23 protein-coding genes are annotated in these 19762 nt (G+C 62.1%); 16 read left to right on the forward strand and 7 right to left on the reverse strand.

Features of this window, described 5'->3' with window-relative positions; genetic code table 11:
* The coding region (locus BMH52_RS16330) for a DNA internalization-related competence protein ComEC/Rec2 (RefSeq protein WP_073844427.1) at window positions 1-1845 on the reverse strand (1845 nt) is incomplete at its 3' end.
* A gap of 135 nt (window positions 1846-1980) precedes the next feature.
* Here BMH52_RS16330 and BMH52_RS16335 point away from each other — a divergent pair.
* Window positions 1981-2496: a DUF2062 domain-containing protein gene (locus tag BMH52_RS16335; RefSeq protein WP_003192045.1), complete on the forward strand. Its 516-nt coding sequence runs from the start codon at window positions 1981-1983 to the stop codon at window positions 2494-2496.
* Between the two features lie 3 nt (window positions 2497-2499).
* Here BMH52_RS16335 and BMH52_RS16340 read toward each other — a convergent pair whose 3' ends face one another.
* Together BMH52_RS16340 and BMH52_RS16345 are read right to left on the reverse strand one after the other, a co-directional pair.
* Window positions 2500-3858 (reverse strand): sensor histidine kinase, encoded by a 1359-nt coding sequence (locus BMH52_RS16340; RefSeq protein ID WP_058410589.1) that lies wholly within the window; start codon window positions 3856-3858, stop codon window positions 2500-2502.
* Window positions 3845-4573 carry a response regulator transcription factor gene (locus tag BMH52_RS16345; protein WP_038450508.1) on the reverse strand — a complete coding sequence of 243 codons (729 nt, stop codon included), beginning with the start codon at window positions 4571-4573 and terminating at the stop codon, window positions 3845-3847. Before BMH52_RS16345 ends, BMH52_RS16340 begins: the two co-directional genes overlap by 14 nt.
* 205 nt (window positions 4574-4778) lie before the next feature.
* On the opposite strand from BMH52_RS16345, the gene BMH52_RS16350 reads away from it, so the two are divergent.
* From BMH52_RS16350 to BMH52_RS16365, 4 genes are all read left to right on the forward strand, one after another.
* Window positions 4779-7532, forward strand: a complete 2754-nt coding sequence (locus BMH52_RS16350; RefSeq protein WP_019816717.1) for a response regulator — start codon at window positions 4779-4781, stop codon at window positions 7530-7532.
* A 55-nt stretch (window positions 7533-7587) separates the two neighbouring features.
* Window positions 7588-8577, forward strand: coding sequence for a 2-hydroxyacid dehydrogenase (locus tag BMH52_RS16355; protein WP_072433934.1), 990 nt, complete (start codon window positions 7588-7590; stop codon window positions 8575-8577).
* Between the two features lie 71 nt (window positions 8578-8648).
* Entirely contained in the window at window positions 8649-9089 is a 441-nt protein-coding gene (locus BMH52_RS16360) for a hypothetical protein (protein ID WP_003192054.1), read from the forward strand.
* A complete protein-coding gene (locus BMH52_RS16365) occupies window positions 9086-9490 on the forward strand; it encodes an META domain-containing protein (protein WP_014718883.1) in 405 nt (134 codons plus the stop codon). Before BMH52_RS16360 ends, BMH52_RS16365 begins: the two co-directional genes overlap by 4 nt.
* Window positions 9491-9622: 132 nt before the next feature.
* Here BMH52_RS16365 and BMH52_RS16370 read toward each other — a convergent pair whose 3' ends face one another.
* Window positions 9623-10084 (reverse strand): TlpA disulfide reductase family protein, encoded by a 462-nt coding sequence (locus BMH52_RS16370; protein ID WP_003192057.1) that lies wholly within the window; start codon window positions 10082-10084, stop codon window positions 9623-9625.
* A 115-nt stretch (window positions 10085-10199) separates the two neighbouring features.
* Between BMH52_RS16370 and arsC the strand changes: the two genes are divergently transcribed.
* The 3 genes from arsC to BMH52_RS16385 are packed head-to-tail and all read left to right on the forward strand — an operon-like array spanning window position 10200 to window position 11552.
* Window positions 10200-10553: an arsenate reductase (glutaredoxin) gene (gene arsC, locus BMH52_RS16375; protein WP_014718884.1), complete on the forward strand. Its 354-nt coding sequence runs from the start codon at window positions 10200-10202 to the stop codon at window positions 10551-10553.
* Entirely contained in the window at window positions 10550-11164 is a 615-nt protein-coding gene (gene wrbA / locus BMH52_RS16380) for an NAD(P)H:quinone oxidoreductase (RefSeq protein ID WP_014718885.1), read from the forward strand. Before arsC ends, wrbA begins: the two co-directional genes overlap by 4 nt.
* Window positions 11148-11552 carry a DUF2069 domain-containing protein gene (locus tag BMH52_RS16385; protein ID WP_073844358.1) on the forward strand — a complete coding sequence of 135 codons (405 nt, stop codon included), beginning with the start codon at window positions 11148-11150 and terminating at the stop codon, window positions 11550-11552. The genes wrbA and BMH52_RS16385 overlap by 17 nt, the downstream gene beginning before the upstream one ends.
* Before the next feature lie 125 nt (window positions 11553-11677).
* On the opposite strand, the gene BMH52_RS16390 is transcribed toward BMH52_RS16385, so the two are convergent.
* The gene (locus tag BMH52_RS16390; protein WP_014718887.1) at window positions 11678-12349 is read right to left on the reverse strand and encodes a DNA-3-methyladenine glycosylase I; all 672 of its coding nucleotides are present in this window, start codon (window positions 12347-12349) and stop codon (window positions 11678-11680) included.
* 67 nt (window positions 12350-12416) lie between these two features.
* Entirely contained in the window at window positions 12417-13241 is an 825-nt protein-coding gene (ttcA, locus tag BMH52_RS16395) for a tRNA 2-thiocytidine(32) synthetase TtcA (protein ID WP_014718888.1), read from the reverse strand.
* A 362-nt stretch (window positions 13242-13603) separates the two neighbouring features.
* On the opposite strand from ttcA, the gene BMH52_RS16400 reads away from it, so the two are divergent.
* Together BMH52_RS16400 and BMH52_RS16405 are read left to right on the forward strand one after the other, a co-directional pair.
* Complete coding sequence (locus tag BMH52_RS16400; protein WP_014718889.1) at window positions 13604-14206, forward strand: Yip1 family protein; 603 nt, start codon at window positions 13604-13606, stop codon at window positions 14204-14206.
* 128 nt (window positions 14207-14334) lie between these two features.
* Entirely contained in the window at window positions 14335-14829 is a 495-nt protein-coding gene (locus BMH52_RS16405; RefSeq protein ID WP_003192067.1) for a SprT family zinc-dependent metalloprotease, read from the forward strand.
* A gap of 93 nt (window positions 14830-14922) precedes the next feature.
* On the opposite strand, the gene BMH52_RS16410 is transcribed toward BMH52_RS16405, so the two are convergent.
* The gene (locus BMH52_RS16410; protein ID WP_032902852.1) at window positions 14923-16098 is read right to left on the reverse strand and encodes a CaiB/BaiF CoA-transferase family protein; all 1176 of its coding nucleotides are present in this window, start codon (window positions 16096-16098) and stop codon (window positions 14923-14925) included.
* A gap of 157 nt (window positions 16099-16255) precedes the next feature.
* On the opposite strand from BMH52_RS16410, the gene tusD reads away from it, so the two are divergent.
* The 6 genes from tusD (at window position 16256) to BMH52_RS16440 (ending at window position 19692) form a co-directional block, all read left to right on the forward strand.
* Window positions 16256-16648, forward strand: coding sequence for a sulfurtransferase complex subunit TusD (tusD, locus tag BMH52_RS16415; protein ID WP_003192069.1), 393 nt, complete (start codon window positions 16256-16258; stop codon window positions 16646-16648).
* Window position 16649: 1 nt separating this feature from the next.
* Complete coding sequence (tusC, locus tag BMH52_RS16420) at window positions 16650-17000, forward strand: sulfurtransferase complex subunit TusC (protein ID WP_014718891.1); 351 nt, start codon at window positions 16650-16652, stop codon at window positions 16998-17000.
* Window positions 17000-17278 carry a sulfurtransferase complex subunit TusB gene (tusB, locus tag BMH52_RS16425; protein WP_073844360.1) on the forward strand — a complete coding sequence of 93 codons (279 nt, stop codon included), beginning with the start codon at window positions 17000-17002 and terminating at the stop codon, window positions 17276-17278. Before tusC ends, tusB begins: the two co-directional genes overlap by 1 nt.
* Window positions 17275-17610 (forward strand): TusE/DsrC/DsvC family sulfur relay protein, encoded by a 336-nt coding sequence (locus BMH52_RS16430; protein WP_014718893.1) that lies wholly within the window; start codon window positions 17275-17277, stop codon window positions 17608-17610. The genes tusB and BMH52_RS16430 overlap by 4 nt, the downstream gene beginning before the upstream one ends.
* Window positions 17607-18608, forward strand: coding sequence for a glycosyl transferase family protein (locus tag BMH52_RS16435; RefSeq protein ID WP_014718894.1), 1002 nt, complete (start codon window positions 17607-17609; stop codon window positions 18606-18608). The genes BMH52_RS16430 and BMH52_RS16435 overlap by 4 nt, the downstream gene beginning before the upstream one ends.
* 88 nt (window positions 18609-18696) lie before the next feature.
* Window positions 18697-19692: a glutathione S-transferase family protein gene (locus tag BMH52_RS16440; RefSeq protein ID WP_060767000.1), complete on the forward strand. Its 996-nt coding sequence runs from the start codon at window positions 18697-18699 to the stop codon at window positions 19690-19692.
* The last annotated feature ends 70 nt before the right edge of the window (window positions 19693-19762 follow it).

Genomic DNA, 19762 nt, shown 5'->3' on the forward strand with positions numbered 1-19762 from the left:
ATACGGGGTCTGGTACGGTTTCGTGGGCGCGGAGAGGTGTATAAGAGCCAGATCCCATTCCCATCGTTCGCCGCTGGTACAGGGCTGGGTGGCGAGAAAGGCTGGCAAGCCCTCGGTTTCGCCGCCCACCACGCGTTTGACGGGCAGCCCCCGAGCCACTGCTGCCGCACCACCGGCGTGATCGGCGTCGGCATGGCTGAGCAGCATCATGTCCAACTGCCCTACCCCGAGTTTTTTCAACGACGGCAACACGACGCGCGCGCCGAGGTCGACAGGCCCCGAGCGCGGCCCGGCATCGTAGAGCAAGGTGTGATGGCGGGTGCGCAGGATCAGTGCCTGCCCCTGGCCGACATCCAGTTGCACCACATCGACCTGTCCGTGGGGCACCCACTCCCGGGGCGGGAAAACGGCCATCAACAACATGGGCCAGCCCAACACCCGGAACGGCACCCCTTTGGGCAGCAGTAACACCACTGCGCCCATCAGGCTGACCAGCCAATACGCCAGCGGCACCTCGGGCGGCACCCGGGCCGGCAATTGCCCGGCCGGCAGCGCCAGACCCTTGAACAATCCGTCCAGCGCGCCGCCGGCCAGCCACAGCACAGCTTCCCCCGCCAGCGGCACCCACAACAACGCCGTGCCCAGCAGCGCCAGGGGCAGCACCACCAGGCTGATCCACGGCACGGCAAACAGATTGGCCACCGGTGCGCTGAGGCTGATGGGCAAACCCAACACCAGCAACACCGGAAACAAGCCAATGGCAATCAACCACTGAGGCCGGGTCCACGCCTGCCAGACGCTCCACGGCCCCAAGCGCCCGCCGAACGCCAGCAACAATACCGCGACCGCCGCAAACGATAACCAGAACCCTACCTGCAGGCTGGCCAAGGGCTCCAGCACCAGCACGCCGTTCAGCGCCAGCAGCAACGGCCACCACAGCCCCAAATGGCGGAAACGCAGACGCCACAGCAACACCAGGCCGACCATCATACAAGCCCGCTGCACCGGCACGCCAAACCCCGCCAGCAGGCCATAACCCAACGCTGCGCCAAAAGCCAGGCCGCACGCCCACGGCAGCCACGGCCAGGTTCGTGGCCAGCAACCATAGCGCGCCAATACCGCGACAAAGCCGTAGATCAAGCCCGCCAACAAGCCGATATGCTGCCCGGAAATCACCAGCAGATGCACCGTGCCCGTGTCCTGCAACACCTGCCAATCCTCAGGCGCCAAGCCGGAACCGTCGCCCAATACCAACGCCGCCAAGCCCGCCTCGCGGCCTTGGGCATCCACCGCCATCACGCGCTGGCGAACAGCATCGCGCCAGGCATTGCGGGCCGGTGCGAGGCGTTCACCATCTTTTACCGTTGCAGTGGCACCGATACGCTGGGCCAGCAGCCAGGCTTCGTGGTCAACTCCATGAAAATTGAGCAGGCCCGCAGGCCGCTTGAGTGTCAGCGCCAGGCGCCAGCGTTCGCCGCTGTTCACCACTGGCCCGCCGTGCCAGGACACGCGGATACGTTTGGGCAGCCGCCCCTTGCGCAACCGGCCGTCGGCCAGTTCAAAGCGCACGCCCGTAACCGTCTGCTGGGGCAAGCCGACCACACGCCCCTCCACCCAACGAGTCTGCCCATCCAGGGCCGGCTGCAGTCGATCATCCAACGCCCGCTGCGCGCTGAAGCAAGCCCAGCTCAACCCCACCAGAAAAAAGGCCAAGGGATAGGACCGAAAAGGCAACAGCATCAAGGCCAGCACCAGCATGCCCAATAACGCGGCGCCGGGCGGCAGGGCCGGCAACCAACGCAACATCAGCAACCCCAGCGCCAACGCCAACATCCCTGTCTTCATGGACCATCCTTTTCCCGTGATCCACTCAGTCTTAGCCGGCTGAACGACAGCGCCTATGATGTTTTGTCACAAAGTCTGAATTTTCTGTTTATAGAATCCGGGCATACTTGCCCCTCGAATTGACCTGGACCCCATATGCCCCGGCGCTTATTCAAACGGTACATGCCAGACCCCAGCAGTATCAGGGAACACAAGTCATTACAGTTTCTTGGCACGCTGCTGCATGACCCCAACCTCTGGCACCTGAACCGGCACTCCGTGGCGCGCGCCATGGCGGTGGGTTTATTTGCGGCGTTTATCCCGATTCCGTTGCAGATGTTGCTCGCCGCAGTGCTCGCGATCTCGGTGCGCGGCAATATGCCCATCGCCATCAGCCTGGTGTGGTTGACCAACCCCATCACCATGCCGGTGGTGTTCATCTGCACCTATATGACCGGCGCCTGGCTGATGAACGTGCCGCCACGCAGCTTGCCCGACAACCTGACGTGGGAATGGATCAGCGGCCAGTTGAGCACACTCTGGCAGCCGTTCCTGCTGGGTTCGGTGGTATTGGGGGTAGTATTGGGCGCCCTGGCCTATTGCCTGACCATGGCGTACTGGCGCTGGTGGGTGGCGCACCAGTGGAAAAAACGCAAACTGCGTAGGCGCTGAGCGCTAACGGGCCAGCAAGTGCAAATGCACCCGCAGGCCCTGCCCGGTATTTTCCGCCCATAAGCGACCGCCCTGGCGCTGCACGGCGTTGCGGGCAATGCTCAGGCCCAGGCCGAAACCACCATCGCCGGGCCGCGAGCCGTCCAGGCGGGTAAAGGGCGCGAAGATGCGCTCCAGATCATCCTCAGCAATCCCAGCGCCCTGGTCCTGCAGCCAGATATGCCAATAGTCCCCTTCACGACAGCCGTCGAGTTGCACGCTGCCGCCCGTGGGCGAGTGGCGTATGGCGTTGCGCAGGATATTTTCAAGGGCCTGGGCCAGTGCATTCAGGTTGCCGCGTACCCAACTGTCCGCGGGTAACAGGCACGGCAAGCGCGATGCGGGCCAACCGCTTTCAAAACACGCGTTCTCGCGCAAGATGTCCCATAACGCCTGGAGCTGAATGTCTTCCTGGGGCAGCGGCGTTGTTTCGCTGTCGAGCCACGCCAGTTGCAGGCTGTCTTCCACCAGGCGCTGCATGGCGTCGATTTCCCGGCCCAGGCGCTCGCGCAGCTTGGCCGGGTCTTGCTCGCTGTCGCAGGCTACCCGCAGGCGGCTCAAGGGTGTGCGCAGTTCATGGGACATATCGCGCAGCAACTGCTGCTGCAAACGCACGGTGCCCTGCAAGCGTTCGGACATATGGTCAAAGGCGCGGCCCAACTCGCCCAGTTCATCCTGGCGGCTGGTGGCATCGCGAGACATCCGCGTATTGAGTTGGTCCGCACGCCAGGCATTGGCCTGCTCGCGCAATTGATTGAGGGGCATGATCAACAGCCGGTAGAGGCCGATGCACAGCAACAGGGTAAACAGGCCGGGAATCACACCATTGGTGACCACCCGCCAGAACAGTTGATAGCGCCCTGGCATAAAACGCTGCGGCAGCTCGATCACCAGCGACCCCGCGCCAGGGTCGACCGGAAACGGCACCTTCATCCAGGGCAGGCCAATGACATGCCGGCTGACCGGCCAATCCAATCCGCGCAAAAACGTCAGGCGCTGGCTTTCCTTGTCACTCAAGGGCGTGCTGCCCAGGGACTGTAGATCGTTACCGATCACCCCCACCCAAGTGCTTTCGCGCTCGGCCATCCGCCGCAGCCAGGCGTCCACGCCGGCGCTGCCTTGAGTGCTCCACGCCAGCTCGGCACCCGCGGCATAGCCAGTGAGAATCTCCCGCGACTTGTCCGACAGGTACGCGCTCTGCTGCTCCATGTAGCGGCCCCAGGACCAACTGAGCCAGATCATCAGCAAACAGAAGGCGATCAACAGACAGGCCAGCTTCCAGAACAACGAGTGCCTGCCGGGCAATCGCTCAAAGCCCTTCATCGTGACCGCTCAGCACGTAGCCCTTGCCCCATACGGTGCGTACTTCACGCTCGATGTAACCGATGGCCTTGAGCTTGCGGCGGATCTGGCTGACATGCATGTCGAGGCTGCGGTCATGGGGCGCATACCCGCGCTGCAACACCTGCTGATACAGGAAGGCTTTGCTGAGGACTTCTTCGGCATTGCGGTGCAGGGTTTCCAGCAGGCGGTATTCGCTGCGCGTGAGCCCGGCCCACTGGTCCTGGCAGGACACATCGCAGCGTTCATCATCAAAGTGCAGCACCCGGGCATGTTCAGGGACCGAGGCGCGCGGCGGTTCGGGCCGGCGATCCAGGGCAACGCGGCGCAGGATCGCTTCAATTCGCACGCACAGTTCAACCATGCTGAACGGCTTGGGCAAATAGTCGTCCGCGCCCAGGCGAAAACCGCTGATACGGTCGGCTTCAGCGCCCAGGGCCGACATCAGGATCACGGGCATGGCGTGGCTCTGGCGCAAATGGGTGAGGATCGACAAACCGTCCAGCCCCGGCAGCAGAATGTCCATCAGCACCAGGTCGAAGGCCTGGGCGCGGGCCAGTTGCAGGCCCTGCTGGCCGTTCTGGCACCAGGTCACCTGGAAGCCGCTGCGGCCAAGCTGCTCGTGCACGTAGGCGCCCAACACCGGGTCGTCTTCGATGGTCAGGATACTGGGTAGGCCAACTGCTACGGGAGTCATTAGCGTCTGCAAGTCATTCTCAATCACTGATTATTCAAGATTAAACGTTCACAGGCAATCGCCACCCGGCGCCGAATGGCCCGAAGATTGCCGCATGTCATTAATTTGCAAGATTCCAGACCGTGCAAATGGCTACACTGCGCAGGTGGCGCGGGCCGGATGCCGGCGTGGATCATTGATAACAACGTGGTAGCAGGAGAGTGGCGTGCTTAGAAGAATGGGGATAAAAGGCCGCGTACTGTTGCTGACCTTATTACCGACCAGCCTGATGGCGCTGTTGTTGGGCGGCTATTTCACCTGGATGCAGCTCTCGGAGTTGCAGACCCAACTGCTGCAACGCGGCGAAATGATCGCCGAGCAATTGGCACCCTTGGTGGCACCCGCGCTGGGCCATAAGAACACCGACCTGCTGGAGCGCATCGCGACCCAGTCCCTGGAGCAGCCGGATGTGCGCGCCGTGTCGTTCCTGGCGCCCGACCGTTCGTCCCTGGCCCATGCCGGTCCGACCATGCTCAACCAGCCGCCCACCGGCAACAGTTCGCACCTGTTGCAGCGCACCGGCAATGACGCCACTCGCTATCTACTGCCGGTGTTTGGCCGCCATCGCAACCTGGCGGGCGAGTTGATTCCCGATGAGGCCGACCGTCTACTGGGTTGGGTCGAAGTGGAGCTGTCCCACAATGGCATGTTGCTGCGCGGCTATCGCAGCCTGTTCGCCAGCCTGCTGCTGATCGCCATCGGCCTGATGTGCACCGCCGCCCTCGCCCTGCGTATCAGCCGCACCATCAATTCGCCGATTGGCCAGATCAAGCAAGCCGTGACCCAGCTCAAGGACGGCAACCTGGAGACACGCCTGCCACCCTTGGGCAGCCAGGAACTGGACCAACTCGCGTCGGGCATCAACCGCATGGCCGAAACCCTGCAAAATGCCCAGGAAGAGCTGCAACACAGCATCGACCAGGCCACCGAAGACGTGCGCCAGAACCTGGAAACCATCGAGATCCAGAACATCGAGCTGGACCTGGCGCGCAAGGAAGCCCTGGAGGCCAGCCGTATCAAGTCGGAGTTCCTGGCCAACATGAGCCATGAAATCCGCACGCCGCTCAACGGCATCCTCGGCTTTACTCACCTGTTGCAAAAAAGCGAGCTGTCGCCGCGCCAGTTGGACTACCTGGGCACTATCGAAAAGTCTGCGGATAACTTGCTGGGCATCATTAACGAGATCCTCGATTTCTCGAAGATTGAAGCCGGCAAGCTGGTGCTCGACAGCGTGCCTTTCAACCTGCGCGACTTGCTGCAAGACACCTTGACCATCCTCGCTCCCGCCGCCCATGCCAAGCAGCTCGAATTGGTGAGCCTGGTTTACCGCGACACGCCCCTGGCGTTGGTGGGCGACCCGCTGCGGCTCAAGCAGATCCTGACCAACCTGATCAGTAATGCGATCAAGTTCACCCGCGAAGGCACCATTGTGGCCCGGGCCATGATCGAGGACGAGCAGGAAGACAGCGTGCAATTGCGCATCAGTGTGCAAGACACCGGCATTGGCCTGTCGAACCAGGATGTGCGCGCCCTGTTCCAGGCATTCAGCCAGGCCGACAACTCGCTGTCGCGCCAGCCCGGCGGCACCGGTTTGGGCCTGGTGATTTCCAAGCGATTGATCGAGCAGATGGGCGGCGAAATCGGCGTCGACAGCACGCCGGGTGAAGGTTCGGAATTCTGGATCAGCCTGAACCTGCCCAAGACCCGTGACGACGTCGAAGACCTGCCCGCCGCGCCGCTATTGGGGCGTCGTGTGGCCGTGCTGGAAAACCACGAACTGGCGCGCCAGGCCCTGCAACATCAGTTGGAAGACTGCGGCCTGGAAGTCACGCCGTTCAATACCCTGGAAAGCCTGACCAACGGCATCACCAGTGCGCACCAGACCGAACAGGCCATCAGCCTGGCGGTGCTCGGCGTCACGGCCAACGACATTCCGCCCGAGCGCCTCAACCAACACCTGTGGGACCTTGAACACCTGGGCTGCAAGGTGCTGGTGCTGTGCCCGACCACCGAGCAGATGCTGTTCAACCAATCGGTGCCCAACCCCAACAGCCAACTGCAGGCCAAGCCCGCCTGTACGCGCAAGTTGCGCCGCTCCCTGGCCGACCTGATCAGCCCGCGCCCTTCGCGCAGCGAACCCGGTGAGCCGTTGTCCAGCCGTGCGCCACGGGTGCTGTGCGTGGACGACAACCCGGCCAACCTGTTGCTGGTGCAAACCCTGTTGGAAGACATGGGCGCCAAGGTGCAGGCGGTGGAAAGCGGTTACGCAGCGGTCGACGCCGTGAAGCAGGAAACGTTCGATTTGGTGCTGATGGACGTGCAAATGCCCGGCATGGATGGCCGCCAGAGCACCGAGGCGATCCGCCAGTGGGAAAGCGAACGCCACGGCACGCCGCTGCCGGTGGTAGCCCTCACGGCTCACGCCATGGCCAACGAAAAACGCGCCCTGCTGCAAAGCGGTATGGACGACTACCTGACCAAACCCATCAGCGAGCGGCAATTGGCCCAGGTGGTATTGAAATGGACCGGCCTGGCGCTGCGTAACCAAGGCCCGGAGCGCACCCATGAAGGTGCGGCCCAGGGCGTGCAGCTCTTGGTACTCGACCACGAAGAAGGCCTGCGCCTGGCCGCCAACAAGGCCGACCTGGCCGCCGATATGCTCGCCATGCTGCTGGCCTCCCTGGAGGCTGATCGCCTGGCAATTACCCACGCCCGCGAAGCCAATGACAACCATGCCTTGATCGAGCGCGTGCACCGTTTGCACGGCGCCACCCGCTACTGTGGCGTGCCGCAATTACGAGCAGCCTGCCAACGCGCCGAAACCCTGCTCAAGCAGGATGACGCCAAGGCCATGGCCGCGCTGGACGAACTGGACATGGCGATTGCGCGGCTGGCCAGTGAAGCCAGAGTCAGCGCCTGACCCTGTTTTCATGGGCAACGAATCAACAATGTGTAAATTGCAGGGAGCCTTCTCAATGCGCGTCATTCTCTTCAGCAGCCAAACCTACGACCGCGAGAGTTTCCTCGGCGAACCGCTGCCGGCTGGCCTGGAACTGCAATTCCAACCCGCCCGGCTCAACCTCGATACCGTGGCCCTGGCCGAACACCACGAGGTGGTCTGTGCCTTTATCAACGACGACCTCAGCGCCCCGGTGCTGGAGCACTTGGCCAAGGGCGGCACACGCCTGATTGCCCTGCGCTCGGCGGGCTACAACCACGTCGACCTACCCGCCGCCCAGCGCCTGGGCTTGACCATCGTGCGCGTGCCCGCCTATTCGCCCCACGCAGTGGCCGAGCATGCCGTCGCCCTGATCCTGGCCCTCAACCGTCGCCTGCACCGTGCCTACAACCGTACCCGCGACGGTGATTTCAGCCTGCACGGGCTGACCGGTTTTGATCTGGTCGGCAAAACGGTCGGCGTGGTCGGCACCGGTCAGATCGGCGCGACCTTCGCCAAGATCATGGCCGGCTTCGGCTGCCAGTTGCTGGCCTACGATCCCTTCCCCAACCCACAGGTGCAGGACCTCGGGGCCCGCTACGTGAGCCTGCCTGAACTGTTGGCGAAGGCGCAAATCATCAGCCTGCACTGCCCGCTGACCGCCGACAGCAAACACCTGATCAATGCCCGCTCACTCGCGCAGATGCAAACCGGTGCGATGCTGATCAACACCGGGCGCGGTGGCCTGGTCGACACGCCAGCACTGATCGAAGCGCTCAAGCTTGGCCAGTTGGGCTACCTGGGGCTGGACGTCTACGAAGAAGAAGCCCAATTGTTTTTCGAGGACCGCTCGGACCTGCCCCTGCAGGATGACGTGCTTGCCCGCCTGCTGACCTTCCCCAACGTGATCATCACCGCGCACCAGGCCTTCCTCACCCGTGAGGCCCTGGCGGCGATTGCCGGCACCACATTGGCCAACATTGCCGCGTGGGCCGATGGCCGGGCGCAGAACCTGGTCGAGGGATGATCAGCGGTCACATACCAGCCTCATGATAGGCCGGCACCCGTGATAGGATGCCGCGCCTATTTGGAGGATCCATGGCCGAACACGATTTCCGCTTCAGCTTGCTGAGCCCGCAACATACCCTGATCGAATGCCGTGCCCTGGTGCCGGGCCGTTACCAAGTCACCGGCAACGGTGGTTCGATCAAACATGGCGACGTCCTGATCGTCAGCCTGCGCGGCAGTAAAACCCTGTCGATGCGACTGACCGTCGAAGGTGACGCACGCTACTCCATCCGCCCGGCGGGCCAGTGGGTCGCCATGGCCCAAGGGCCGAAGTTCGGCGAACTGGAGATTCACACCTGGAAGGTCAATTGCGACAGCTGCGACGCCGTGCTGGAGTTTGAATTCGCGGTAGAAACCAAGCTGACCAAGGCACCGCTGCAACCGGCCGCCAACGCGCGTATCAAAGAACTGGGCTGGGCCAGCGAAGGCGATAAGCACCGCTGCCCGAAATGCCAGCAGGCCGCGCAATGAAAGGCCCGCTGCTGCTCGCCGCCATCGGCATGGGCCTGGCAGGCTGCGCTGCCGATGGCGCCAAGCTCGAGCGCGACCACAGCTACGTAGTGGAATGGATCGGTGAGCGGCCGTTGATGGACTACGCGCACCTCACCGTCACTCTGGGCGCCGATGGCCGCGCCTATGGCAATGGCGGCTGTAACCACTGGTTTGCGCCGTACACGGTCGAAGGCGACAAGCTCAGCTTCGGCCCAGTCGGCAGCACCCGGAAAATGTGCGCCGAGGCCCTGATGGAGCAAGAGCATCGCTTCTTCCAGGCCCTGCAAGGCGTGCAGCGCTGGGACATCTCGCCGATCGAGCAGACGCGGTTCTGGCCGGCCGAAGGCAAGCCGATCCGCTTGTGGCTCGAAGAAGGCTGATCTAGGCGCACTCTCCTGTATTAACGCGGTGTCCTCTGGTTCTGTGGGAGCTGGCTTGCCTGCGATGCGGACGACGCGGTGTATCAGGTACACCGCAGCGATGCCATCGCAGGCAAGCCAGCCCCCACAGTTTTATCCTTTCAGCGCCTTGAGCTTGGCCAACACCCCTTCCGCTGTCTGCTCACCCATCAACTGCTCACGCACCTTGCCCTTGTCGTCGATGATGTAGGTCACCGGCAATGCCTCGCTGCGCGGAATCTCGAAGATCCCGTCCGGGTTCTGGGCCAGTACCGTGAACTTGATCCCCAGCTTGTCGCTGGCGGCCTTCAGTTCTTCACCCTGCACATTGTCGAAGTTGACGCCGAACACCCCGACATTCTGGCCTTTCAACTGTTCTGCCAGGGCATTGAGCTCGGGGATTTCCGTGCGGCACGGCCCACACCATTCGGCCCAGTAGTTGACCACCAGCCACTGTTTGTCCAGGCGTTCGGCCGCCACTTTCTGGCCATATTGGTCAACGCCGTAATCGTTACCGCAGCCGCTGAGCAGCAGGGTTGTGATGATCGCCAATGCACCGATCAGTCGCCTTGTCATGGGGTATTCCTTCGCAAAAATGAACGTTGGCTGCGGCCTATCGCCTCTTACGGTTTAAGGACAGGCGCCAGCGCAGGTAGAATACCCGCCACCTTACGCAAGATGCGACCCGCACATGACCGATCTGACGCTTTATCACAACCCGCGCTGCTCGAAATCCCGCGGTGCGCTGGAACTGCTGGAAGCCCGCGGCCTCACCCCGACCGTCGTGCGCTACCTGGATACCCCGCTGGATGCCGCGCAAATCGAGGCCCTGCTGAAAAAACTGGGGATCAGCGCACGCCAACTGCTGCGCACCGGCGAAGACGAATACAAAACCCTGAACCTGGCAGACGCCAGCCTCAGCGACACCCAACTGATCGCCGCCATCGCAGCCCATCCCAAGCTGATGGAACGCCCGATCCTGGCAACCGCCGATAAAGCCATCATTGGCCGCCCACCCGAGAACGTGCTGGAGATCCTGCCGTGACTACGCCCTATGTGCTGGTGTTGTATTACAGCCGTAACGGCTCGGTGAGCGAGATGGCCCGGCAGATTGCCCGCGGTATCGAGCAAGGCGGCATGGAAGCGCGGTTGCGCACCGTGCCGGCGATTTCCACCGAGTGCGAAGCGGTGGCGCCGAGCATTCCCGACGAAGGCGCGCTGTATGCCAGCCTGGACGACCTGAAGCACTGCTCGGGCCTGGCCCTGGGCAGCCCGACCCGGTTCGGCAACATGGCCGCGCCGCTCAAGTACTTCCTCGATGGCACCAGCAACCTGTGGCTTACCGGCGCTTTGGTCGGCAAGCCGGCCGGCGTGTTCACCTCCACCGCCAGCCTGCATGGCGGCCAGGAGACCACGCTGATGTCGATGCTGCTACCGCTGCTGCACCATGGCATGTTGATCACCGGCCTACCCTACAGCGAGCAGGCACTGCTCGACACCCAGGGCGGCGGCACGCCGTATGGCGCCAGCCACCATTCCGGGCCAGACGGTAAGCGCATGCTCGATCAACATGAAATCACCCTGTGCCGGGCCTTGGGCCTGCGCCTGGCCAAGACCGCCACGCTGTTGGAGAACGGCCGTGGCCAGGAAGCCTAAGGTCCTGCCAACGCGGGAATGGCTGGCGCCGCGGGTCAAGGTGGCACGCACGCTGAGCCTGCTGGCGTTTTTAGGCCTGGTGGGCTTGTTGTGCGCGTACTACCTGTTTGTCGCCGACCTGCATGGGGCGCGCCCGTGGGTCATCCTGCTGATCGAGCTGGTGCCGCTACTGATACTTGCGCCAGGCATGCTGATGGGCAGCGCACGCGGGCATTCGTGGATGTGCTTTGTGGTGAACCTGTATTTCATCAAGGGCGCGCTGGCGGCGTATGACCCGAACCGCCAGTGGTTTGGTGTGCTGGAGATGCTGACGAGCCTGGCGGTGTTTTGCACGGCGTTGCTGTACGTGCGTTGGCGGCATCAGTTGAACCGGCGACTGGCCGATTGACTGATCGTTCCCACGCTCCGCGTGGGAATGCTGCCCAGGACGCTCTGCGTCCCAGGCCTAGTGCAAGGGTGACGCGGAGCGTCACAGGATGCATTCCCACGCGGAGCGTGGGAACGATCAGGTGATCAATGATTCACCGTGTAAGCCAACATCATCGACAACTGACACATCGGCCGCCCACTCTCGGCATGCCACTGGTTGAAGGCGCCCTGCACCGTCGCCAGGTCGCGCAGGCTGGTCGGGGCCTTGTCGACAATCTTCTGCGCATTCAGCGCCGCCACCACGTCATCGCTTGGCACAAAGGTGTCCTTGCCGACCATGCGCAGAAAGCGCGGCGCCGACAGCCCGCCCAGTTGATGGCCATGCTTGCTCAGGTACTTCCAGAGCCCAACGATGTCAGTCACCGGCCAATCGGCGATAAACGCACCGAAGCTACCTTTTTCCTGCTCGATATCCAGGATCATCTGCGCATTGCGCGGCACACTCTTGAGCTTGCCCAGGTGGCGGATGATGCGGGCGTCCTGCATCAACCGTTCCAGGTGCTCGGCGCCCATCAGCACGACTTTTTCCGGGTCGAAACCGAAGAACACCTGCTCGAACGCCGGCCATTTGGCATCAACCACGCTGTGCTTCAAACCGGCGCGGAACACCCGCAGCGCCAAGGTCGACAGGTAACGGTCATCGGTGATCTTGCGCAATTGCGCCGGGGTCTTGGGCACCGGCAGATGGGCTTCCAACTTGGCCGCCGAACCGAAGCGGTTCAGACAATATTCGTGCAGCCACTTGTAATCGCGCATGCCCTCTCCTGTCAGTCGAATTGAAAACGGCGCCCGCAAGCGCCGTGTACTAGAGCCTCGGGAAGACTCAGAGGTTCACTACATTGACGAAACGCGATGCGGCGGTCTCATCGATTTTCAAGCTGGTGAAGTCGAACAGGTTGCGGTCGGCCAATTGCGACGGGATCACGTTTTGCAGGCTGCGGAAGATACTTTCGGTACGCCCAGGGGTCTTGCGCTCCCAGTCCACCAGCATCTCCTTGACCACCTGGCGCTGCAGGTTTTCCTGGGAGCCGCACAGGTTGCACGGGATGATCGGGAATTGCTTGAAATCGGAGTAAGCCTGGATGTCCTTCTCGTTGCAATACGCCAGCGGGCGGATCACCACGTTGCGCCCATCATCGGCACGCAGCTTGGGCGGCATGGCCTTGAGCGAGCCGTTGAAGAACATATTGAGGAAGAAGGTTTCGACGATGTCATCGCGGTGATGACCCAAGGCCATCTTGGTCGCGCCGATCTCATCGGCAAAGGTATAGAGCGTGCCACGGCGCAGGCGCGAGCACAGCGAGCAGGTGGTCTTGCCTTCCGGGATCAATTCCTTGACCACCGAGTAGGTGTCTTTCTCGACAATGTGGTACTCCACGCCCAGCTCTTTCAGGTAGGCCGGCAGCACATGCTCAGGGAAACCGGGTTGTTTCTGGTCCATGTTGACCGCCACGATCTCGAACTTGATCGGCGCGACCTTTTGCAGGTGCAGCAACACGTCGAGCATGGTGTAGCTGTCTTTGCCGCCGGAGAGGCAGACCATGACCTTGTCGCCGTCCTCGATCATGTTGAAATCGGCGACCGCTTCACCGGCCAGGCGACGCAGGCGTTTTTGCAGTTTGTTCTGGTTGACTGTAAGAGTGCCCATGGCGCTTGGATCCGCAAAGGTGTGTGACGAAAAGCGCAGCATTTTACCGGTAAGACTCGCCGAGTTCCAATGTGGGAGCTGGCTTGCCTGCGATAGCGGTGTGCCAGTCAACATCTCTGGTCCGGACAGGCCGCCATCGCAGGCAAGCCAGCTCCCACACTGGATCCCATGAATCCTGACAGACCGCACCGCGATTAGCGTGAGTGTTTACAGCGCAATTTGCTCTAAAGGCCCTACGGTTATTCCGGTCATCCCTTTCTATACTGCGACTTGAGGTTGCACATCTATCCAGACCTTTCAGGCCATTTGGCCCGTGGGCGCTCCGATGGGGGGCGATGGTAATAACGACAGGAGTGACTGGCATGATCCATCACGTCGTGGGGCTGTTTACCCATCCCGACCAGGAATGGCGGGAAATCCGTGGCGATAAAGAAGAAAGCATCAGCCACATGTACCTCACTCATACCCTGATTCTCGCGGCGATCCCCGCCATTTCCGCCTTTATTGGCACCACTCAGGTCGGCTGGGTCATCGGCAACCGCGCCCCGGTGATGCTGACCCAGGAAAGCGCGCTGTGGATGACCCTCATGTCCTACGCGGCCATGCTGTGCGGCGTGGCGGTGATGGGTGCATTCATTCACTGGATGGCCCGCACCTACGACGCCAGCCCAAGCATGGCCCGCTGCGTGGCGTTTGCCACTTATACCGCCACACCCTTGTTTATCGGCGGGCTGGCGGCGCTCTACCCGCATATGTGGCTGGGCATGGTCGTGGGCACGGCGGCGATCTGCTACACGGTGTACCTGCTGTATGTGGGGCTGCCGACCTTCATGAGTATCGACCCGGATGAAGGCTTCCTGTTTTCCAGCTCGGTATTGGCCGTCGGCCTGGTGGTGCTGGTGGCGATCATGGCCTTTACCGTGATCGTCTGGGGCCTGGGCGTCGGGCCGATCTACACCAGTTGAACGAAAAACCCCGCAGGCACGGCCACCGCAAGGTGGCTTTGTGCGTTCTGCATGACCATTCGGCGCCTGACAGATTCGGAAACACCCAGCTTTGCGGCATACTGGGCGTCTCTGGAGATATGTACAGCATGCCCGAGCAACTCAATACCCGCGTCGAAGATTGTTTCCTGCAAGCCGAATCCTTTTTCAAACGAAGCTTCAAACGCCCCCAGGTCAGCCTCAAGCTGCGGGGCCAGAAGGCCGGTGTCGCGCATTTGCACGAGAACCTGCTGCGCTTCAACCCTCAGTTGTACCGTGAAAACAGCCAACACTTTCTCAAGCAAACCGTGGCCCATGAAGTGGCGCACCTGATTGCCCACCAATTGTTTGGCGAGCGTATCCAGCCCCATGGCGAGGAATGGCAGTTGATCATGCGCGGGGTTTACGAGCTGCCGCCCGACCGTTGCCACACCTACGAGGTCAAGCGTCGGCAAGTGACTCGCTATATTTACCGCTGCCCGTGTGCGGACAGTGATTTTCCGTTTTCACCGCAGCGCCATGGGCTGGTGAACCAGGGGCGGCGGTATTTGTGTCGGCGGTGTCGGCAGACTCTGGTGTTCACTGGAGAAACTCGGGTGGAATGAGGGCCTCTTCGCAGGCAAGCCAGCTCCCACATTTTGATTGCGTTCACAGATCCAGATGTGGGAGCTGGCTTGCCTGCGAAAGCGCCCGCTCAGTCAACCTACAACCTTGGCCTGCCGCAATTGCTCTATCCGCTCAATGCCGAACCCCAACTCCGCCAGCACCTCATCACTGTGCGCCCCCACCGCCACCCCAATATGCCTAGGCGCCGGCAACCCCTCGGAGAATTTCAGCGGGCAGGCCAATTGCGCTTGTGTCGAGCCGTCACCCCGGGGCACCTGGCTGACTAGCTCCCGCGCCTTCAACTGGGGATGCTCCGCCGCTTCGCTCAAACTCAACACTGGCTCAACACAGGCATCCACCCCGGCAAACAACTCACACAACTGGTCAAAACTGCGCTTCTCGAACTCCACCTGCAACGCCTGTTTGAGCACGGCCTGGCGTTCGGGCGTCACGCTGTGTGCCGCCAGTTCCGGGCGCCCCAAGGCCGCGCACAGCTGCTGCATAAACCCCGGTTCCAAACTGCCCACCGACATCCAGCGCCCATCGCGTGTACGGTAGTAGTCATAGAAACTCCCGCCATTGAGCACATGGTTCTCCCACCCAGGCTCGACCCCACAAGCCAGGTAGCCGGCCCCCGCCATGGCATTCAGACTGAACGAGCAATCGGTCATGCTCACATCCAGGTATTGCCCCACCCCGCTTTGCTGCCTGGCAATCACCGCCGCCAGCAAGCCCACCACGGCATGCAGTGAACCGCCCGCCACATCCGCCAGCTGTACGCCCAGGGGCAACGGGCCGGTGTCCTGGCGCCCGGTATGGCTGGCCACGCCGGCCAACGCCAGGTAGTTGATATCGTGCCCGGCGCGGTCCTTATAGGGGCCGGTCTGGCCGTAACCGGTGATCGACACATAGATCAGCCGCGGGTTGATCGCCTTCAGCGCCTCATATCCCAGGCCCAGGCGCTCCATGACACCGGGGCGGAACTGCTCGAGCAGGATGTCATGGCCCTTGACCAACTCACGCACAATCTCCAGCGCCTCGGCCTGCTTGAGGTCCAGGGCCAGGCTGCGCTTGTTGCGATTGAGGTAGGCGTGGCTGGCCGAGGTACCACGATCATGGGGCGGCAATACCCGCAACAGGTCCATCCGTGTGGGCGATTCGATACGCAGCACCTCGGCGCCCATGTCCGCCAGCATCAGGGAGGCAAACGGGCCGGGCAGCAAGGTGGAAAAATCCAACACTTTAAGGGACGCCAAGGGACCTGACATGGGGACTCCAGTTGGGTTGCGAATACTCACAGACTAGGCAGCCGGGCAGCTGCCGGCAATCGTCAGAACGATCAAGCACAGTGACCGTTTTGATCACGGCGGGCTTTTTCGCGGCGGCGGCTTTATCATTGGCCGACGTTTGTTGGCAGAGTCTTCCATGAAGTTCGCGATTGCACTGTATAGCGCCGCCCACGCGCCCTCCTCGCGCCGCGCCCTGTTGTTCGCCCAGGCGGCGCTGGCCGGCGGGCATGAGATCGTGCGGCTGTTTTTCTACCAGGACGGCGTGTACAGCGCGTCCAATAACATCGTCGCGCCCCAGGATGAGCAAGACATTGCGCGCCAATGGCGCGAGTTTGTCAGCCAGCACCAACTCGACGGCGTGGTGTGCATCGCCGCAGCCCTGCGCCGGGGTGTGCTTAATGCCGAGGAAGCTGCGCGTTACCAACGCAGCGCGGTCAACCTGGAAGCACCCTGGGCGTTGTCGGGCCTGGGGCAATTGCATGACGCGATCCAGGACGCCGACCGCCTGATCTGTTTTGGAGGGCCGTGACATGTCCAGATCCTTATTGGTGATCAGCCGCCAGGCCCCGTGGTCCGGGCCGAGTGCGCGGGAAGCACTGGATATCGTGCTGGCCGGCGGCGCGTTCGATCTGCCCATTGGCCTGCTGTTCCTGGATGACGGTGTGTTCCAACTGGCGCCGAACCAAGCGGCCAAGGCCGTGCAACAGAAAGACCTGAGTGCCAACCTGCAGGCCCTGGGCCTGTTCGGCATTGATGACGTGTTCGCGTGCAGCCATAGCCTGACCGCACGCGGGTTGCCGCCGCCTGCCCACGCGCAGGCGCTCGACAGCCAAGCCATTTCCCAGCTGATTGACCGTTACGACCAGGTGATTACCCTCTGATGTCGACTCTACATGTGGTGTCTCATTCCCCGTTTACCGACAGCCGCCTCGACAGCTGCCTGCGCATCTGTGGCACCGAGGACGCTATCCTCCTATGTGGTGACGGAGCCTACGGCCTGCACACGCCCGCCCTGCAAACCAAAGGCGTAAAGGTGTTTGTGCTGGCCGAAGACATGCAGGCGCGCAACCTGCCGCTGCCCGAGTGGGCCGACAGCGTCGATTACCCAGGCTTCGTGCAACTGTCGATCGACTACGACAAGGTCAACACCTGGCTATGAACACCCTGACCGTCGGCGCACGCACCCTGGAACTGGATAAGGACGGCTACCTCGTCGACCTCAACGACTGGTCCGATGAAGTGGCGAATGCCCTGGCCGCTGCCGAAGCCTTGGAGCTGACGCCGGCACACTGGGAAATCCTCACCCTGCTGCGCCAGTTCTACACCGAATTCCAGCTATCCCCCGCCACGCGCCCGCTGATCAAGTACACCGCCTTGAAGCTGGGCCCGGAAAAGGGCAACAGCCTGCACCTCAACAAACTGTTCAACGGCACTCCCGCCAAACTCGCCGCCAAGCTGGCGGGCCTGCCCAGGCCGACGAATTGCTTATGACCGACTTTGCCCCCCTGACTCTCGTAACGCCCCAAGAGCATCCCTTTGCGCAGTTCGTGCGCATCCTCGGCAAAGGCAAGCGTGGCGCGCGCAACCTCACCCGCGAGGAAGCGCGGGAAGCCATGGGCATGCTGCTCGACGAAAAGGTCGAGGACACCCAGCTCGGCGCCTTCCTGATGCTGCTGCGCCACAAGGAAGAAAGCCCGGAAGAACTCGCCGGTTTCACCGAAGCCGTACGTGAGCGCCTGCACGCGCCAGCGCTGAACGTCGATATCGACTGGCCGACCTACGCCGGTAAAAAGCGCCACCTGCCGTGGTTCCTGCTGGCAGCCAAATGCCTGGCGCAGAACGGCGTGCGCATCCTGATGCACGGCGGCGGCGCCCACACTGCGGGGCGCTTGTACACCGAGCAATTGCTGGACGGCTTGCAGATCCCGCTGTGCCGCGACTGGCAACAGGTCCAGAGCACCTTCGCCCACGGCAACCTGGCATTTATCCCGCTGGGTGATTGGGCCCCACAGCTGCAACGCATGATCGACCTGCGCAACACCCTGGGCCTGCGCTCGCCTATCCACTCTCTGGCGCGCCTGCTCAACCCGCTGAATGCGCGTTGTGGCCTGCAAAGCATTTTCCACCCCGGTTACCAGGGCGTGCATCGCGATGCCAGTGGCTTGCTGGGTGACAACGTGATTGTGGTCAAGGGCGACGGCGGCGAGATCGAGATCAACCCCGACACCCTCAGTCACCTGTACGGCACCACCGGCGGCCAGAGCTGGGACGAAGAGTGGCCCGCCCTCTCAGACCAGCGCCACGTCAAGCCCGCAACGCTTGAGCCCGAGCACCTCAAAGCGCTGTGGCGCGGCGATGTTGAAGACAGCTACCCGCAACTGGCGTTGATCGCCACCATGGCGTTGGCCCTGCGCGGCCTTGGCCACCCACGGCAACAGGCGTTCGAGTTGGCCCAGCAGTACTGGGACGCACGGGATAAATCGATTTAATCGATCATTCACGCCGGTTCTTTGCGCTTTTAGTTCGAACTCATCCCTTTAGACTGGGCTCCAACGCTTATCAGCCAAGGAGCCAGTCATGGGTTTATTGATCGACGGACAGTGGAAAGACCAATGGTACGAAAGTAGCGCCGATGGCGCTTTCCAACGGGAGCAGGCACAACGCCGCAACTGGGTGACCGCCGATGGCGCGCCAGGCCCGAGTGGTGAAGGCGGCTTCAAGGCCGAGGCCGGTCGCTATCACCTCTATGTATCCCTCGCCTGCCCGTGGGCGCACCGCACCTTGATTCTGCGCAAGCTCAAGGGCCTGGAAAGCCTGATCGACGTCTCGGTGGTCAGTTGGCTGATGCTGGAAAACGGCTGGACCTTCGACAAGGCCCACGGCTCCAGCGGCGACAACCTCGACGGTTTCAACTTCATGCACCAACGCTACACCGCCGATACCGCCGACTATACCGGGCGCGTCACCGTGCCGGTGCTGTGGGACAAAAAGCTCAAGCGCATCGTCAGCAATGAATCGGCGGAGATCATCCGCATGTTCAACAGTGCGTTCAATGCGCTGACCGGCAATACCCTGGATTTCTACCCCCAAGCCCTGCATTCGACCATCGACAGCCTCAACGAACGCATCTACCCCGCCGTGAACAACGGCGTGTACCGCGCAGGTTTCGCCACCTCACAACAGGCGTATGAAAGTGCGTTTGATGATGTGTTTGCCGAGCTGGATCATTTGGAACAGCACCTGGGCAGCCATCGTTATCTGGCCGGCGAGTACCTGACCGAAGCCGATGTACGGCTGTTCACTACGCTGATTCGTTTTGATGCGGTGTACTACAGCCACTTCAAATGCAACCTGCGGCGAATTGCCGACTATGGGAATTTGTCGAACTGGCTGCGGGAGATGTATCAGTGGCCGGGGGTGGCCGAGACGGTGGATTTCGAGCATATCAAGGGGCATTACTATGCCAGCCATCGCACGATCAACCCGACGGGGATTGTGCCGAAGGGGCCGTTGCAGAGGTTTGATACGGAGCATGATCGGGTGCGGCTGCCGGGTAAAGGTGTCTTTGGCTGATCCGGATCATCGGTTGTAATGAGATGGCCTCATCGGGGGCAAGCCCCCTCCCACACTTGGAATGCATTCC

The organism is Pseudomonas sp. BTN1 (genome assembly GCF_001907715.1).
GTDB classification, from domain to species: domain Bacteria; phylum Pseudomonadota; class Gammaproteobacteria; order Pseudomonadales; family Pseudomonadaceae; genus Aquipseudomonas; species Aquipseudomonas paracarnis.